Source organism: Tateyamaria sp. LSS28 (genome assembly GCF_059611725.1).
The window spans coordinates 235,863-251,157 of the sequence record NZ_JCAPFI010000006.1; the positions used below are offsets into that span (position 1 = coordinate 235,863).

The following is a 15,295-nucleotide window of genomic DNA, read 5'->3' on the forward strand; positions in this document are numbered from 1 at the left end:
ACTCAGCCCTCCTCCAATGCCCAGCCAAAGGCATCAAGGCCCAGGTCGGTGTCGTAGTAGGCATCGTCATAGCCAAGGGTCCAAAATGCATCGACACCCGTGTCGCCAACCGCGCCAAGGCCAATGACAAAGCCGGTCGCGGTTGCAGCAACCAGCCCGCTTACAGCCCCCCACCCCCCGATGCCGCGCACAATCTGCTGCCACCAGGGGGTCACCGCCACGCGACCGCCGGGGGCTGGCAAATGCAACTCGGCGTCGGCCAGCACCCGGGCCACCAGATCGCCCGAGGGATCGGGCACCGGCAGTGCCGCAAGCTCGTCCAGCATCTGGTCGATCCCGTTGGGATCAGGCTTGTCTGGTACCACTGTCATATCCATCATCCTTCATATCCAAGGGCGGCCACCCGCCCCTTCAAGGCCGTTGCAAGGGCGCGCTTTGCCCGTGCTGTCAGGCTTTCCACCGCCTCTACGCTGACACCCAACTGCTCCGCAATCTCCGGGTTCGATACCCCTTCGAAATGGCGCAGTGTCAGGGCCAGACGCTGGCGTTCTGGCAAATCTGCAATCGCGACGCGCAGCGCGGTATGACGCGCATTGTCCTGCAACGTTGCCTCCACACCCGGTGCAGGATCTTCCGGCTCGGCCACATCATCCAGCGCAACACCGCCCCGGCGGCGTTTTCGCAACCGATCCGTGCACAGGTTGGACACGACGCGGTACAGCCAGGTCGACACCTGCGCCTCTCCGGTCCGCCACTCCGGCGCAATGCGCCACAATCGCAGCATGGCATCCTGGACCACATCCTCTGCCTCTGACCTGTCGCCTAGCATACGAAAGGCCTGCGCGTGCGCGCGCGGTGCCAACCGAACGGTCAAGGCGCGGGCCGCACCTGCATCTCCGCGCGCATAGCGGGCGAGCAAGGCGGCGTCATCCTCCTCCGGGCGTGCGTCAAGCGGCATCGTCATAACTCCGGCAACCTGCCCGGCCCTGCCCCCATGAACAAGGGGCAGGGCCTGCGCCCTTAGTTATTGTCGCGCGGCTTGCGGCCACCCTTGCGCATCTCTGCACGGGCCTGTTCGAACTCTTCCTGCGAAATCCCGCCGCTGTTGTCGGCATCAAGACGTTCAAACATGCGGGCCGGATCACGGCGATTGTTCTGCATTTCCTCAGGCGACAGCTTGCCATCCTCGTTGGCGTCCATACGGGACAGGATGCGCTCCGCCCGGGACTTTGCGCGCTCGCTGGCGCTTGCTTCCAGCTCGGACACCGAAAGGAACCCATCGCCATCTGTGTCAGCCGCGGCAAAGCGTGCCTGGCCGATTGCCTGCATTTCCTGCAAGGTCACTTCGCCACTGCCATCCGCATCCAGAGCGGAAAAGTCAGGGCCACGATCGCGGGCCATGGCCGACAATGTGGTAAGCCCAACCGCCGCTGCGGCGATGGCTGCAATGAATGTGCTGCGTTGCATAAGGTATACTCCGTTTTTTGCCTCAGGTCCGGCCGGTTGATCCCGCCGTCCTATGCAACCTCAAACGGCGCGTTCCGCACATTCCGTCGAAAAAAAATAACAACTGCCGAGTCGCACCTGACGTGGAACGCGACATCGGGACGCAAGGACAGATTGCGGCATTCCGTTTTGTGTGATGCGCCCCCATGTTCCGCGAGCTTCCAGAAAGGCAGATGCCATGCAGACCGAGCAAACAACAATCCCGAATGAAGTCCAGCGGCCCGTGCGGCCGGCGCTGATGCGTGGCTGGAAACGCAAATGCCCGCGCTGCGGCAACGGAAGGCTGTTGAAGGGTTACCTGAAACTCGCCGACACCTGTCCGGTGTGCAAGCTCGACTACACGCATGCGCGTGCTGACGACGGCCCTGCATACCTGACAATCCTGCTGGTCGGACACTTGATGGCGCCCCTCTTGCACATAGTGTTTGTCCATTGGCGACCCGAGCCGCTGGTGCTGTTCACGATTTTTGCAGTTGGCTGTGTGGGCTTGTCCCTCTACCTTTTGCCGAGGCTCAAGGGGGCCATCGTCGGGTTTCAGTGGGCACGGTCGATGGGCGGCTTCGGCCGCGCCGGGTAGCACCTGCACCCTGGCGCCGACATCGGCCAAAGGGGTGACATGAACACAATCGACAAGACCCAAATTCGGAATGCATCTACAGTCATCGTGCTGCGTGACAGGATGACAACGCCCCGCATCCTCATGGGACAGCGCGGCGCCAATGCAGCGTTCATGCCCAACAAATTCGTCTTTCCAGGTGGTGCGGTCGATGCAGGTGACCACGCCATACCGCTCGCGTCGACGCTCTTGTCGCCGAACGACACACGGCTCGCAGAAGATGGGGAACCCCATCTCGCACCGGCCCTGGCTGCTGCGGCGATACGCGAACTGTTTGAAGAAACCGGGCAGATCCTCGGGCAGCCGGGCAACTGGTCAGACGCCCCGCCGGATTGGAGACAGTTTGCATCCACCGGGCACCGCCCGCACGCAGCGCCGCTGCAATTCGTCTTTCGCGCCCTGACCCCGCCCGGCCGCCCGCGTCGCTTTGATGCCCGGTTCTTCCTGATCGACGCACAGGACATAGCCTCTGATCTCGACGACTTCAGCCGCGCCTCGGATGAACTGTCACATCTGCAATGGATCGCGCTCGACGATGTCCGTGGCTTTGACATGCCCTTCATCACCGAAGTGGTCTTGGCCGAAATCATGGCGCGCGTGACCGACCCCGCCCCGCCGCCAAGCGTGCCGTATTTCAAGAACAATGATGAAGAGAGCCTGTTCCTCCGCCTGCGCGGCCATCCCATGACGGACTAGATCGCGAGCACCAGCAACAGGATGGACCCGAGCAGAACGGCCATGCCAATCCATTCCCGAGACGTAATCGCCTCTCGGAACAGCAGCACGCTGACCAGCGCACTCATCACCAGTTCGATCTGCCCGACCGCCTTGACGTAGGCCGCACTTTGTAACGTGAAGGCAAAGAACCAGCAGAACGATCCGGCCATCGACATCAAACCGACCCAAACCGCAACCTTGCGCGCGTTCCAGACGGCCCGGACCTGACCCGGATCACGCCACCGCAGCCAAAGAACCATAGCAACCGTTTGCATCGCGGTCACGGCGGCCAGCGTCAGACCCGCCCGCGCAATCGGGTCATCCAGCCCGAGGCTGAGCGACGCCCCCCGGTAGCTGACCCCGGACACGGCAAACAGCAGACCTGCCGCCAGTCCCAGCCCGGTCGCCCGGTTTGCCATATCCCGCCAGTCCCAACGCACGGGTTCGGGCGGGGCGGACAGCAGCAGAACTCCGACAAGACCCAGACCGATGGCCGCGAAGCCCAGCCAGCTGACCGCGTCCCCCAACACGATCCAGCCCACCAGGACGGCTTGGATAACCTCTGTTTTCTTGAAGGTGATGCCGACCGCGAAGTTGCGTGCCTTGAACAGGCTGACCGTGGCCACCGTCGCAAGGATCTGCGCCAGCCCCCCGACGGCTGCGAACATCCAGAACAGCGGTCCAAACGTTGGCCACACCCCGTCCGTGCTGCGCATGTACAGCATGATCAGAACGGCAATGAGCGGAGCGGAATAAAGAAACCGGGCAAGCGTCGCGCCCGACGCGCTCAGGGTGCCGAGCGACAGTTGCCGCTGCAACATGAACCGCAGCGTCTGAAACATCGCCGCGGCGACAGAAATGGGGATCCAAAGGGCCATGGCCCTCTATGGCGGCTCAGCGGTCCGAGGACCAGAGCGGATGCGGCACCGGATCTTTTGCACGCAGGAAGTGCCGGACAAACACGTCTTTGTACGAGGCATAGCGATACCCCTCGTTACAGGCCAAATACCGGTCGCGGTTGGCCCGGTAGAGCGCGGGCAACCGGTACCACGGCACGCGCGGGTGCATGTGATGAACAACATGGAAGTTGTTGTTCAGGAATAGAAAAGCCAGCAGGCCACGATCTTCGACAATCACCGTGCGGCCCCGTGCGCGCTCATGCGCCTGGTGTTCAAGAAAGGTCCTGATTTTCAGAACGGACACTGCCGCGTAGCAGGCCGTCAAATAGACCCAGATCGGCATGGTGCTCGCCCAAACGATGCACAGAACTGCGAAAACGCCCGGCAGATGCACTAACCACCCACGCAACACCTGCGCATCAGCAGCCCGGATCGCCCGCCAGTCCTCTCGCATGAAACTGACCTGCGCCACGATTGGCCCCAGCAGCATACGCCCTGCAAGCGTGTTGTTCAGCGCAAGCACACCCCGCAAGAGGCGTGGCATCCGCCTCCACATTGCCGGATCAACATAGTTCGTTTCGGGATCATCATACGGATCTGTCAGGTTCGCATCCTGATGGTGGGCCAGATGCGTGTCACGAAAACGCAGGTACGGGATAAACAGCCCCGGATTGACGATCACAAGGGCCTCACTCGCCATCCGGGACGGAAACGGATGACCGTGCAGCACCTCATGGGTCAATGACGCATGCAGAACAAGGGCGAACACCAGCACGCCCCATGCCCACCCCACCGGCAACACCAGGAGGGCCAGACTCCACAGCGCAACACACACCAGCCACAGTCCCAAGGTGATCCACTCGACTTGCATCGGGCGATCAAAAGGCAAGCGTCGGGACGACCGGCGTGAGGGCATTGGCAAAGGCTCCGGGAAGGGATGCCCGAACGCTATCGTGATCCCGTACCACTGCGAATTCCGAATTGAGTTAACAATTTTGCCAATTGTTGATATTTATCACAACATGCCTGAAATTCTCGACAAACGCCTTCGAGCATCCCAATTCCGCACCCGCTTGGCCCGCGCCATGCAGGACCAGAACATGTCGCAAAGCGCGCTGGCCCGCCACATCGGCACCGACCGATCCACCATCAGCCAGGCCCTCGGTGATGATGGCGCGCGGCTGCCCGGCGCCCAGGTGGTCGGCTCCTGCGCCCAGGCGCTTGGCGTATCCGCCGACTGGCTGCTTGGCCTCTCCGATCGCCCCGAAAGCGCAGCAGCGTTAACCGCGGCCGCGCTTTCGTGGACTGAAGCCCCCCGCGCCCTGATCGACGAACGCATCTTCTCATGGCACCAGGAAGCGGCGGGTTACAAGATCCGGCACGTCCCTGCGGGCCTGCCGGACATGCTCAAGACCCAAGAGATGTTAGAATGGGAATACGGCCCCCACCTCGGGCGCACCACCACGCAAGCCATCAACGCCTCCCGGGATCGGCTGAACTGGATGCGCGCGGCACAATCAGACTACGAAATTGCGCTGCCTCTGTATGAACTGCACAGCTTCGCCGCAGGGACCGGCTACTACGCAGACCTGCCGACAGACACACGACACAGCCAGCTCGACCAGCTGCTCGACCTAAGCACCCAGCTCTACCCAAGGCTGCGCATCTACCTCTTTGACCAGCGCAAGCTCTACTCGGCCCCGATCACCATCTTCGGCCCTCTGCTCGCAGTGATCTACACCGGCGGCCACTACATGGCCTTCCGCGACCGTGAGCGGATCGAAACACTGTCCTTGCACTTCGACACGCTGATTAGGCAAGCCACCATGACGGCCCGCGCCCTACCCGATCACCTAGAAAGCCTGCGCAGCTTGATCCGCTAGCGCGGCACCCCTGGGTCGGCGGGCGGGCGCCTTTGCCAAAGGCAAACAGAGCCGCCCGACGATCACCCTGTCAGGGCCGTTGGCCAACCGCGCGCCCCGCCCCCTCCGGCACAGGCAAATCCGCATGAGCCGCAGCCAGACGCTCCAGCGCCGCTACAATCCCAACCGCAGGTTCGGATGGGCGGCGGGTCTCAAGGCTCACATGCAGCAGGAAATGCTCTCCCGTCGCCAAAAGCCGCTCGTCCTCATACATCTCATGGAACAGATGCAGCTTCTTGCCGGCGCCCGCCAGGATCTGTGTGCGCACCTCGATCACGGTTCCCGCATGCACTTCATCCACATGACGAATATGCGTCTCGGCCGTGAAGTAGCTGCCGCCTGTCGCAATGTACTCCGCATCACAGCCAATCATTTCCATGAAACGGTCCGTCGCGTCGCCAAAGGCCTGCAGATACCGCGCCTCGTTCATGTGACCGTTATAGTCGGTCCAATCCAACGGCACGGCCCTATGCACGGTCAGGATAGGTGCGGACACATCCTCCAGATCGTCGGCATGCGCCGCCAGAACAGTGCCCTCGCGCAACTGCGCCTCGTGGGCGTTCATCACAGCACCCGCGCCCCAATCATTGGCCTTGAGCGCCCGCATCATACCCACAAGGTTGTCGTCCCGCGCCTTCAGCATCTCGGCAATTGTCATATGCCCCGATTGCGCATCCGATTGACCAGCAATCAGATCCACCAATTCATCGGTAAACTCCGGCACATCCATCAGCTTGGTCCAGGGCCATTGCAGGGCCGGACCAAACTGCGCCATGAAATGACGCATCCCGGCATCGCCACCGGCGGTGCGGTAGGTGTCAAACAGCCCCATCTGCGCCCAGCGGATGCCAAAGCCCATGCGGATCGCCTCATCGATCTCCTCGGTCGTGGCAACACCGTCCTTGACCAGCCACAGCGCCTCGCGCCAGACAGCTTCAAGGAACCGGTCTGCGATATGAGCGTCGATCTCTTTGCGCACACGTAACGGGTAATGCCCAAGCGACCGCAAGATACCCTCGGCCTTTTCCACCAGCGCGGGGTCGGTTGCAGGTGAGGGCACCAACTCGATCAGCGGCATCAGGTAGACGGGATTGAACGGGTGACAGACCATAATCTGCTCAGGCCGCGCCGCCCCCTCCTGCAACTCGCTGGGTTTAAAACCACTGGTCGACGAGCCGATGATCGCATCCGCAGGGCACGCCGCTTGCAGATCCGCCAGCACCTTGTGCTTGATGTCCAACCGTTCCGGCACGCTTTCCTGTATCCACGTCACGTCAGCGACGGCCTCGGCCAGATCAGCGTGAAAGGTCAGCCGCCCCTCTGGGGGCAAGGTCACATCCGTGAGGCTCGGCAATGCCCGCCTTGCCTGCGCCAGCACCGGGGCCAGCTTCGCCTCCGCGTCCGGATCAGGGTCAAACACCCGCACATCCCACCCGTTCAGCAGAAACCGCGCGGCCCAGCCGCCACCAATAACACCGCCGCCGATGATCGCCGCTGTTCTTACTGCACCGTTGCCCATGTTTCTGTCCGATATCCGTTAAAGTCCAAAACCTGCTCTGCCGCGCGGATCTGATCTACCCGCCGTTTTCCAACGCGCGTCACCACAAAACCGAACCGTCCGTCGGGGTTTCCCAAGGCCGCCGTGTTGTGATCAGGGTCGATCCATACGACCCACAGATCGCGCGTGGTCGTGTCTTCGTAGGTGACCTCTAAAATACCGCGCCCAAGTGGCTTCACCCGTCCGTCGCGCGTTGCCCCCGTCGCGCTCAACTCCTGCCATAGACCGCCGGCAACTTCGAACCCTGCCAGCGCCCACTCCCCAGCGCCCGCCCTTTCGACCTGCCACCGCCCGTCAAACCGCGCCTCTTCGAACCGGCTGATGGCGCCGATTGGCACGGTCGGGTTGCGCAGCAATTGAGGATCATCTGAAGGCGCAGGCGCGCACGCAGCCAGCCAGCCTATTGCGCAAAGGTTAATGATCAGGAGCCAAAGCGTCCGATGGGGGTGCACAGGGGGTGCACGCCTGGTGCACGGGGGGTGACACGCTGTCATCACCCTTTCGATGCCCGTTTTGTCAGCCCCAATTTCTCGCGCACCTCCGCCGGTCCAATGACCCGCGCACCCATGTTTTCAATGATAGTGCCCGCCCGTTCGACCAACTGCCAATTCTGCGCCAATTCGCCCTTGCCCAGCCACAGATTGTCTTCAAGACCCACGCGTACATTGCCGCCCGCCAGTACCGCCGCCGCGACATAGGCCATCTGGTTCCGCCCAAGCGAGAAAGCGGAAAACGTCCAGTCATCCGGCACGTTGTTGACCATCGCCATGAAGGTATTCAGGTCATCCGGCGCGCCCCAAGGCACGCCCATGCACAGTTGCACCAGCGCGGGCGCGTCCAGAACGCCATCCTTAACCAGTTGTTTTGCATACCATAAATGACCGGTATCAAAGGCTTCGATCTCTGGCTTCACGCCCAGCTCTGTCATCATGCGGCCCATGGCGGTCAGCATGCCCGGCGTGTTGGTCATCACATAATCGGCCTCGGCAAAGTTCATGGTACCGCAATCCAGAGTGCAAATCTCCGGCAGGCATTCCGCCACATGCGCCACCCGTTCAGACGCGCCGATCATGTCGGTGCCATCCTCTTTCAAGGGCAGAGGGGCTTCGACATCGCCAAAGATCATGTCGCCACCCATTCCAGCGGTCAGGTTCAGGACAACATCGACATCCGCGTCGCGAATACGGTCCGTAACCTCCCGATAATATTCAATTTTTCGGCTCGGCACCCCTGTCTCCGGATCCCGCACATGGCAATGCACCACAGCCGCTCCGGCCTTGGCTGCGGCGATCGCACTGTTCGCAATCTCTTCAGGGCTGCGCGGTACATGAGGGCTGCGATCCTGCGTGCCACCCGATCCGGTCACGGCACAGGTGATGAAAACCTCACGATTCATGGTCAGCGGCATGTGTCCCTCCTTGCATTCAACGGCACTCTGCCATCCATTGCGATCAAAACTTGTCAAAAAGCGAATTGATATGACGAAAACCGCAATACTCGTCCTGCAAAATACAAACACCCTTTCGCTCGCAGCAGCCGTTGACCCCCTACGCGCCGCCAACCGACAATCGGAGAGACCACTCTACGACTGGAGCTTCGCAACACCAACCAACGAGGACGTGCAGCTAACCAGTGGTCTGACCGTGCCTGCCGCGCCTTTGCAACGCGTCCCATCCTGCAATCTGCTGATCCTCGTGGCCGGGTTCAACGTGATCCCGCAAGCCACCCCGGCCCTGTTGTCGAGCATCCGACGCCTCACCGTACCTGACACCGTCCTCATGACCATTGATGGCGGCGCATGGCTGGCCGCGAAGGCCGGCTTGCTGGATGGGCATGCCGCCACCACACATTGGGAGGACCTGGCCGAGTTCTCTGCAAGTTTCCCGGACATCATGCTGCAAAATGCAAGGTTTGTAACATCCGGCAAACGATGGACCAGCAGCGGCGCAGCGCCAACTCTCGACATGATGCTGCAGCTGATCGAGGTCCAACACAGCACATCATTGTCCGCGCGTGTCGCCGCTGGCTTCATCCATACACGCGCGCCCTCTTCCGCTGATCCGCAGATACGACACCCGGACGCGCGTCAGCACAGTGCTCTGACACACAAGGCCCATGCCATCATGGAAGGCGCGCTGGACACCGTTGTTCCAATTCCAACCATTGCGAAGCAGCTTGGGCTGAGCACACGCAGCCTGCAACTCCACTTCCAGCAAGTGCTTGGGATCACGCCGAAAATGCATTACCTTACCCTTCGGTTAGCGGAAGCGCACAGGCTGATCAAGCATACTGAAACACCGCTGCACAGTATCGCTCTCGCCACAGGTTTCGGATCACAATCCAGCCTTGCCCGGGCACATACAGAAAAATACGGGGAAAGCCCGCGCGCAACACGCGCTGCGCATCGCTTTGACCAGTAGCCTTTGCAAAGCCTTTCCAGTCAGGTGAATCTGAGTCGGCTCACCGAGTGTCGAATGCACTAGCGCAGTTGGATCAATAGGGCATCGGATGCGCGCGATGCGCAGTGTCAAGATCGGCCAGCACTTCATCGCTCAGTTGCAAATCAGCCGCACCGATGGCCACCTCCAGTTGGTCCATCGTTGTGGCCCCGAAGATGACAGAGCACATGAAGGGGCGCGTCATACACCACGCCAAGGCCATCTGGCTTGGATCCAGACCATGTTTGCGCGCAACGGCCAGGTAGGCACCGACTGCTTCGAAAGCCCGCTCGGTCTTGCGGCCGCCCAAATCAGCATTCAGGGTCATGCGTGACCCGGTGGGCACGACCCCACCTTGATATTTACCGGTCAAAAGGCCGGTCGCCAAAGGCGAAAACGACAAAAGCCCGACATCTTCGTTCATGCTGAGTTCAGCCATGTCGGTGTCGTACAGACGGCACATGAGGGAGTATTCATTCTGCACAGACGCCACACGCGGCCCACCTGTTTGCTCTGCAGCGGCAAGCCACGCAGCAGTCCCCCAAGCGCTTTCATTCGACAGGCCAAATGCACGAATGGTTCCCCGATCCACCTCGCGCTGCAGCGCGCCAAGGCAATCGGCCATGTTCTGACGAACGGCTGCCGGGTCCTGACCGGACGGGTCGTACGTCCAGTTCTGCCGGAACATGTAACTGCCACGGTTTGGCCAATGAAACTGATATAGATCGATGTAGTCCGTCTGCAGGCGGCGCAGTGACCCTTCAATGGCTTGGGGAATAGTGGCACCGCTGATATCTGCGCCGTCCCGTACGTGGCGCATGCCTGAACCCGAATGTTTCGTGGCAAGGATCATGTCTTTGCGCGCACCACCGCTTGCGAACCACAGGCCGATGATTTCCTCAGTCCGACCCGCGGTTTCAGCGCTTATGGGGTTCACCGGGTACATCTCTGCCGTGTCGACGAAGTCTATTCCTGCAGCAAGCGCACGGTCGATCTGAGCGTGGCCTTCTTCCGGTGTGTTCTGTGTGCCCCAGGTCATTGATCCCAGACATAAGGCCGACACATCGATCCCCGTGCGTCCCAGCTTGCGTCGTTCCATGTCAGGCCCTCCTGTTGCGTCCGGGTGACCCTAGCGGCCAGACCCTTGGGGACAAGCCAAAAATCTGCCCGTTTCGCGCAAATCAGAATTGAGAACATATGAAGAACACGCTACCGTATACACATGCCATTGCCCACGTCACTTGCCCAGCACACCAAATCAGGCGTGCGCGCTTGTCTGCCCCTGTTGTCCGAAGGGGCGCAACATGGGCTTGGGCATGGGTTGGCAATGGGCCGGGTACACGAGGCTTGTGGCCCTGCCCGCCACCGGCTTGCCATGTGGCTGGTGGCACAAACCAAGGGGCCAGTGATCTGGATCACCCCGGATTGGAGCACAGAACACCTGAATCCTTGTGGCATGATGCCGTCAATCGACCCGGCACGGCTGATCATAGTCCATGCAAAGCGGGCGGATGACGTGTTGTGGAGTATGGAAGAAGTGTTGCGCAGTGGCACTGTGCCCCTTGCCATTGCCGATATGCCCGGCCTGCCAGGCCTGACCCCGGTCCGCCGCATGCATCTGGCGGCCGAAAACGGAGGAGCGGGCAAAGGCGACGCCCCGCTGGGCCTGTTGCTGACGCCTGGAATGGGCGGTGCACAGGGTGTTGAAAGCCGCTGGCATTTGACCCCTGATCACCGGGGCGACCAAGGCCGTTGGCGTCTGACACGGCTGCGTGCACGCGCTGCCCCTGAACAGACGTGGGAAATCACGCGTCATCCTGATCACGTGCTTCCCCGCATCTCCGGGTCGATAAAGGCTGCGTGACCTGCGACTAAATCCAAGGCTGGCGTGTTACCTCTGCAGAACAGACCTGCAAAGGACATCGTCATGAACCGCCGCCACTTGCTACTTTGTGCCCTCGCCACACTCACGCCGCGTACAGGTTGGGCTGTCCCCACCCCCTATCGCCTTGGTACAGGCGGCGCGACGATCACCTATACATTCATGCTGAACGGCGCGCCGGTGAAAGGAACGGTGCCTGTCAACCAAGCCGACCTGACCGTTGACCCCAACAATCTGGACAAGTCCACCGCCCTCGTCAGCGCCGATGTGCGCCGTGCACGCACCGGTCTGATCTTTGCAACAGAAGCGCTGAAATCACCTTCGGTTCTTGATGCGCAAAACCATCCCACCGCCCGCTTCCGATCAACGCGTGTAAAGCTGGGGGCCGGTGGGCGTCTTTCCGATGGCGCCACGCTCGAAGGGGACCTGACATTGCGCGGTGTCACCCGCCGCATTCGCTTCGATGCGGGTCTGTTTCGCGCCCGCGGCAGTGCCGCAGAGGACTTCAGCACTCTTACCGTCATGCTGAAAGGCCGTATCGACCGGCGCGAATTCGGCGCAACAGGCTATGCTAATCTGGTGGACGACACTGTCGGCATCGACATCGTTGCCGAAATCACGGCAGCTGGCTGAAAAACGACGCAGGCCCGTCGAATACCCGCTAGGCAAGCCCCCCGACTCGCGCCACAAGGAGCTTGCAATGCGCATGCTCATCTCCTTCGCGGCCCTGTTTCTGTCGGTCATTTTATTGCAACTCAGTTCAGGCGCGCTGGGTCCGCTGGATGCGCTGTCGGGTCTCGCGCTCGACTTCACACGGCAAGAGATCGGCCTGCTGGGATCCGCTCATTTCCTGGGGTTCTTCATCGGATGCTGGTGGGCACCACGCCTCATGGGCAGCGTTGGGCACAGCCGCGCCTTTGCTGCCTTTACCGCGGCCGGGGCCATCGGATTGATCGCCCATATGATGATCGTGGACCCGATGGCCTGGGCAGTCATGCGTATCGCATCCGGCATGTGCGTTGCGGGCTGTTACACCGTGATTGAAGCCTGGCTGCAATCCAAGGTCACGAATGCCACACGCGGACGGACCATGGGTGTGTACCGATTGATGGACATGGGTGCGTCCCTGGCCGCACAGCTTGTGATCGGGGTGCTCGAACCGGCAAGCTATGTCAGCTACAACTTGCTGGCTATCGTATGTTGTGCTGCTCTGTTGCCTTTGACCTTGACCAAGGTCAAGCAACCCGAAACACCCAGCGCGCCACGTCTGCGCCCCAAGCTCGCAATCGAACGTTCCCCACTTGCCGCTGCAGGGGTGATCGTAGCGGCCCTGTCCAGCGCGTCCTTCCGTATGGTCGGCCCCATCTATGGTCAGGAAGTGGGATTGACGGCACAGCAAATCGCATGGTTCATGGCCGCCTTCGTGCTGGGAGGGGCGCTGGCGCAATATCCCGTGGGGTGGCTGGCTGACAAGTTTGACCGCCGCTGGGTGCTGATCTGGCTGTCGGCGGCGGCGATGGGCAGCTGTGCGATCACAGCCCTTGCAACCGACCTTGATACAACGGGCATAATGCTGACCGCCGGACTATTCGGTCTGACAACTTTTCCCATCTATTCGGTGGCTGCGGCACACGCCCATGACTTTGCCGATGCTTCGGAGCGGGTAGAACTGTCAGCCGCGTTGATGTTCTATTTCGCCTTTGGTGCCATCGCAGCCCCGATTACTGCCTCGGCCCTGATCGACGCTTTCGGCCCACCTGCGCTATTCGCCATGATCGCGGTAGGGCATGCTATTCTGATCGTCTTTGGTTTAGCTCGGATGCGCGCCCGTGCCACGCCGACCAAGCGTACGCGTTACATCTACGCCCCACGGACATCCTTCCTGATTGGGCGTTTGACGGGCCGCAGTCGCGACAACAAGTAACAGGTCTTTTCCACCGGGCATCCCGCTGATACATGGGCCGCAATCATTCAAAGGCCCATCATGCAGCGTCATCTGATCACGTCCGCCATTCCCTACATCAACGGGATCAAGCATCTAGGCAACCTTGTTGGCAGCCAGTTGCCAGCCGACCTTTATGCCCGCTACCAGCGTGCGCGGGGAAACGAGGTCTTGTTTTTGTGCGCCACCGATGAACACGGAACGCCAGCTGAGCTTGCAGCAGCCAAAGCTGGCAAACCAGTGGCTGAATACTGCGCGGAAATGCACAAGATCCAGGCCGAGATTGCCAAGGGTTTTCGTCTATCCTTTGACCATTTCGGACGGTCGTCATCGCCTCAGAACCACGCTTTGACCCAGCACTTTGCCGGTCGGTTGGCCGATGCGGATTTGATCCGTGAGGTGACAGAGAAACAAGTCTATTCCAACGCGGATGGCCGCTTCCTCCCTGACCGATACATCGAGGGCACCTGCCCAAATTGCGGCTATGATAAGGCGCGCGGCGACCAGTGCGAGAATTGCACCAAGCAACTGGACCCAACCGATCTGATCGAGCCGCGGAGTGCAGTGTCCGGCTCAACCGATCTCGAGGTGCGTGAAACCAAGCACCTTTATCTGCGTCAATCCGCGCTAAAGGATGACTTGAATGCCTGGATCGATAGCAAGACCGATTGGCCTTTGCTGACCACGTCGATTGCCAAGAAGTGGTTGCACGATGGTGACGGCCTGCAGGACCGCGGGATCACAAGGGATCTGGACTGGGGCATTCCCGTGCGCCGTGGCGACGCTGACTGGCCCGGTATGGAGGGCAAGGTATTCTACGTCTGGTTCGATGCGCCAATCGAATACATAGCCTGCGCTGGCGAGTGGTCAGATGCGCACGGCGGCGCAGATTGGGAACGTTGGTGGCGGACCGACAGGGGCGCAGATGACGTGCGCTATACCCAGTTCATGGGTAAAGACAACGTGCCGTTCCACACGCTCAGTTTTCCGGCCACCATCCTTGGTTCTGGAGAGCCGTGGAAAATGGTCGATCACCTCAAGTCTTTCAACTACCTGAACTACGATGGCGGTCAGTTCTCGACCAGCCAGGGGCGGGGTGTGTTCATGGACCAGGCGCTGGAGATCTTGCCCGCCGACTATTGGCGCTGGTGGTTGTTGTCCAATTGTCCCGAGACATCGGATTCAGAGTTCACGTGGGAACTCTTCCAGCAAGGTGTGAACAAGGACCTCGCAGACGTCCTTGGCAATTTCGTAAGCCGCGTCACAAAATTCTGCCGTTCCAAGTTCGGAGAGATCGTTCCGAAAGGCGGAGTGTATGGAGACCGAGAAGAAACGCTGATTGCAGAACTGGACGCCCGCCTCACACGCTACGCACAGATGATGGACGCCATGGAAGTGCGTAAATCAGCGCAAGAGCTTCGCGCTATCTGGGTCGCAGGGAACGAGTATCTCCAGGCCGCCGCTCCGTGGGCAACCATCAAGGAGGACCCCGAGACGGCAGCCATGCAGATCCGTCTTGGCCTGAACTTGATCTCGTTCTATGCCACCTTGTCCGCGCCGTTCATCCCGGATGCAGCCCAAAAGATGAACACCGCGCTGCAGATCGAAAAGGCACAGTGGCCAAGCAACGCATCAGATGCCCTCGACAGCTTGCCTGCCGGACAAAGTTTTGCCGTGCCTGAAAATCTTTTCGCCAAGATCAGCGACGAAGACAGAAAGGACTGGCAAGATCGTTTCGCCGGAGGCCGTGCTTGACGGCAACCCGTCCAGCGGGCATGCGCCGAAAATGTAAGTAACGCCGCCTCTTTTGTTTTG

General features: G+C 60.7%; 17 protein-coding genes. 8 read left to right on the forward strand and 9 right to left on the reverse strand.

Features of this window, described 5'->3' with window-relative positions:
• Positions 1-2: 2 nt before the first annotated feature.
• The 3 genes from AC53L6_RS19015 to AC53L6_RS19025 are packed head-to-tail and all read right to left on the reverse strand — an operon-like array spanning position 3 to position 1,467.
• A complete protein-coding gene (locus tag AC53L6_RS19015; RefSeq protein ID WP_496908968.1) occupies positions 3-371 on the reverse strand; it encodes a hypothetical protein in 369 nt (122 codons plus the stop codon).
• 5 nt (positions 372-376) lie between these two features.
• Positions 377-964 carry an RNA polymerase sigma factor gene (locus AC53L6_RS19020; protein ID WP_299747185.1) on the reverse strand — a complete coding sequence of 196 codons (588 nt, stop codon included), beginning with the start codon at positions 962-964 and terminating at the stop codon, positions 377-379.
• Between the two features lie 56 nt (positions 965-1,020).
• Positions 1,021-1,467 carry an EF-hand domain-containing protein gene (locus tag AC53L6_RS19025; protein ID WP_496908969.1) on the reverse strand — a complete coding sequence of 149 codons (447 nt, stop codon included), beginning with the start codon at positions 1,465-1,467 and terminating at the stop codon, positions 1,021-1,023.
• 217 nt (positions 1,468-1,684) lie between these two features.
• Here AC53L6_RS19025 and AC53L6_RS19030 point away from each other — a divergent pair, with 217 nt between their 5' ends.
• Complete coding sequence (locus tag AC53L6_RS19030; protein WP_496908970.1) at positions 1,685-2,083, forward strand: DUF983 domain-containing protein; 399 nt, start codon at positions 1,685-1,687, stop codon at positions 2,081-2,083.
• Positions 2,084-2,122: 39 nt separating this feature from the next.
• Complete coding sequence (locus tag AC53L6_RS19035) at positions 2,123-2,818, forward strand: NUDIX hydrolase (protein ID WP_496908971.1); 696 nt, start codon at positions 2,123-2,125, stop codon at positions 2,816-2,818.
• Here AC53L6_RS19035 and AC53L6_RS19040 read toward each other — a convergent pair.
• Positions 2,815-3,717: an EamA family transporter gene (locus tag AC53L6_RS19040; RefSeq protein ID WP_496908972.1), complete on the reverse strand. Its 903-nt coding sequence runs from the start codon at positions 3,715-3,717 to the stop codon at positions 2,815-2,817. The two genes, AC53L6_RS19035 and AC53L6_RS19040, sit on opposite strands and share 4 nt — an antisense overlap.
• A 16-nt stretch (positions 3,718-3,733) precedes the next feature.
• Positions 3,734-4,627: a fatty acid desaturase gene (locus tag AC53L6_RS19045; RefSeq protein WP_496908973.1), complete on the reverse strand. Its 894-nt coding sequence runs from the start codon at positions 4,625-4,627 to the stop codon at positions 3,734-3,736.
• A gap of 133 nt (positions 4,628-4,760) precedes the next feature.
• Here AC53L6_RS19045 and AC53L6_RS19050 point away from each other — a divergent pair, with 133 nt between their 5' ends.
• On the forward strand, positions 4,761-5,621 hold the full coding sequence (locus AC53L6_RS19050) for a helix-turn-helix domain-containing protein (protein WP_496908974.1): 861 nt from the start codon (positions 4,761-4,763) through the stop codon (positions 5,619-5,621).
• A gap of 70 nt (positions 5,622-5,691) precedes the next feature.
• On the opposite strand, the gene AC53L6_RS19055 is transcribed toward AC53L6_RS19050, so the two are convergent.
• From AC53L6_RS19055 to bcoG, 3 genes are all read right to left on the reverse strand, one after another.
• On the reverse strand, positions 5,692-7,179 hold the full coding sequence (locus tag AC53L6_RS19055; RefSeq protein ID WP_496908975.1) for a carnitine 3-dehydrogenase: 1,488 nt from the start codon (positions 7,177-7,179) through the stop codon (positions 5,692-5,694).
• Positions 7,161-7,556, reverse strand: coding sequence for a lipocalin/fatty acid-binding family protein (locus AC53L6_RS19060; RefSeq protein ID WP_496908976.1), 396 nt, complete (start codon positions 7,554-7,556; stop codon positions 7,161-7,163). The genes AC53L6_RS19055 and AC53L6_RS19060 overlap by 19 nt, the downstream gene beginning before the upstream one ends.
• A gap of 155 nt (positions 7,557-7,711) precedes the next feature.
• The gene (bcoG, locus tag AC53L6_RS19065; RefSeq protein WP_496908977.1) at positions 7,712-8,626 is read right to left on the reverse strand and encodes a 3-dehydrocarnitine:acetyl-CoA trimethylamine transferase BcoG; all 915 of its coding nucleotides are present in this window, start codon (positions 8,624-8,626) and stop codon (positions 7,712-7,714) included.
• A 70-nt stretch (positions 8,627-8,696) separates the two neighbouring features.
• Here bcoG and AC53L6_RS19070 point away from each other — a divergent pair, with 70 nt between their 5' ends.
• Positions 8,697-9,638, forward strand: coding sequence for a GlxA family transcriptional regulator (locus AC53L6_RS19070; protein WP_496908978.1), 942 nt, complete (start codon positions 8,697-8,699; stop codon positions 9,636-9,638).
• Positions 9,639-9,711: 73 nt separating this feature from the next.
• On the opposite strand, the gene AC53L6_RS19075 is transcribed toward AC53L6_RS19070, so the two are convergent.
• Positions 9,712-10,755: an aldo/keto reductase gene (locus AC53L6_RS19075; protein WP_496908979.1), complete on the reverse strand. Its 1,044-nt coding sequence runs from the start codon at positions 10,753-10,755 to the stop codon at positions 9,712-9,714.
• A gap of 123 nt (positions 10,756-10,878) precedes the next feature.
• Here AC53L6_RS19075 and AC53L6_RS19080 point away from each other — a divergent pair, with 123 nt between their 5' ends.
• The 4 genes from AC53L6_RS19080 (at position 10,879) to metG (ending at position 15,235) form a co-directional block, all read left to right on the forward strand.
• Entirely contained in the window at positions 10,879-11,520 is a 642-nt protein-coding gene (locus AC53L6_RS19080; RefSeq protein ID WP_496908980.1) for an ImuA family protein, read from the forward strand.
• A gap of 63 nt (positions 11,521-11,583) precedes the next feature.
• On the forward strand, positions 11,584-12,171 hold the full coding sequence (locus tag AC53L6_RS19085; protein WP_299604536.1) for a YceI family protein: 588 nt from the start codon (positions 11,584-11,586) through the stop codon (positions 12,169-12,171).
• Positions 12,172-12,238: 67 nt separating this feature from the next.
• Positions 12,239-13,462 (forward strand): MFS transporter, encoded by a 1,224-nt coding sequence (locus AC53L6_RS19090; protein WP_299772694.1) that lies wholly within the window; start codon positions 12,239-12,241, stop codon positions 13,460-13,462.
• 60 nt (positions 13,463-13,522) lie between these two features.
• The gene (gene metG / locus AC53L6_RS19095) at positions 13,523-15,235 is read left to right on the forward strand and encodes a methionine--tRNA ligase (protein ID WP_496908981.1); all 1,713 of its coding nucleotides are present in this window, start codon (positions 13,523-13,525) and stop codon (positions 15,233-15,235) included.
• The last annotated feature ends 60 nt before the right edge of the window (positions 15,236-15,295 follow it).

Bases quoted from the DNA above. Each gene is read 5' to 3' on its own strand.
- AC53L6_RS19055 (WP_496908975.1), bottom strand. From the start codon at position 7,179: ATGGGCAACGGTGCAGTAAGAACAGCGGCGATCATCGGCGGCGGTGTT.
- bcoG (WP_496908977.1), bottom strand. From the start codon at position 8,626: ATGCCGCTGACCATGAATCGTGAGGTTTTCATCACCTGTGCCGTGACC.
- AC53L6_RS19075 (WP_496908979.1), bottom strand. From the start codon at position 10,755: ATGGAACGACGCAAGCTGGGACGCACGGGGATCGATGTGTCGGCCTTA.
- AC53L6_RS19050 (WP_496908974.1), top strand. From the start codon at position 4,761: ATGCCTGAAATTCTCGACAAACGCCTTCGAGCATCCCAATTCCGCACC.
- AC53L6_RS19070 (WP_496908978.1), top strand. From the start codon at position 8,697: ATGACGAAAACCGCAATACTCGTCCTGCAAAATACAAACACCCTTTCG.
- AC53L6_RS19080 (WP_496908980.1), top strand. From the start codon at position 10,879: ATGCCATTGCCCACGTCACTTGCCCAGCACACCAAATCAGGCGTGCGC.
- AC53L6_RS19025 (WP_496908969.1), bottom strand. From the start codon at position 1,467: ATGCAACGCAGCACATTCATTGCAGCCATCGCCGCAGCGGCGGTTGGG.
- AC53L6_RS19020 (WP_299747185.1), bottom strand. From the start codon at position 964: ATGACGATGCCGCTTGACGCACGCCCGGAGGAGGATGACGCCGCCTTG.
- metG (WP_496908981.1), top strand. From the start codon at position 13,523: ATGCAGCGTCATCTGATCACGTCCGCCATTCCCTACATCAACGGGATC.
- AC53L6_RS19085 (WP_299604536.1), top strand. From the start codon at position 11,584: ATGAACCGCCGCCACTTGCTACTTTGTGCCCTCGCCACACTCACGCCG.
- AC53L6_RS19030 (WP_496908970.1), top strand. From the start codon at position 1,685: ATGCAGACCGAGCAAACAACAATCCCGAATGAAGTCCAGCGGCCCGTG.
- AC53L6_RS19035 (WP_496908971.1), top strand. From the start codon at position 2,123: ATGAACACAATCGACAAGACCCAAATTCGGAATGCATCTACAGTCATC.
- AC53L6_RS19015 (WP_496908968.1), bottom strand. From the start codon at position 371: ATGACAGTGGTACCAGACAAGCCTGATCCCAACGGGATCGACCAGATG.
- AC53L6_RS19040 (WP_496908972.1), bottom strand. From the start codon at position 3,717: ATGGCCCTTTGGATCCCCATTTCTGTCGCCGCGGCGATGTTTCAGACG.
- AC53L6_RS19090 (WP_299772694.1), top strand. From the start codon at position 12,239: ATGCGCATGCTCATCTCCTTCGCGGCCCTGTTTCTGTCGGTCATTTTA.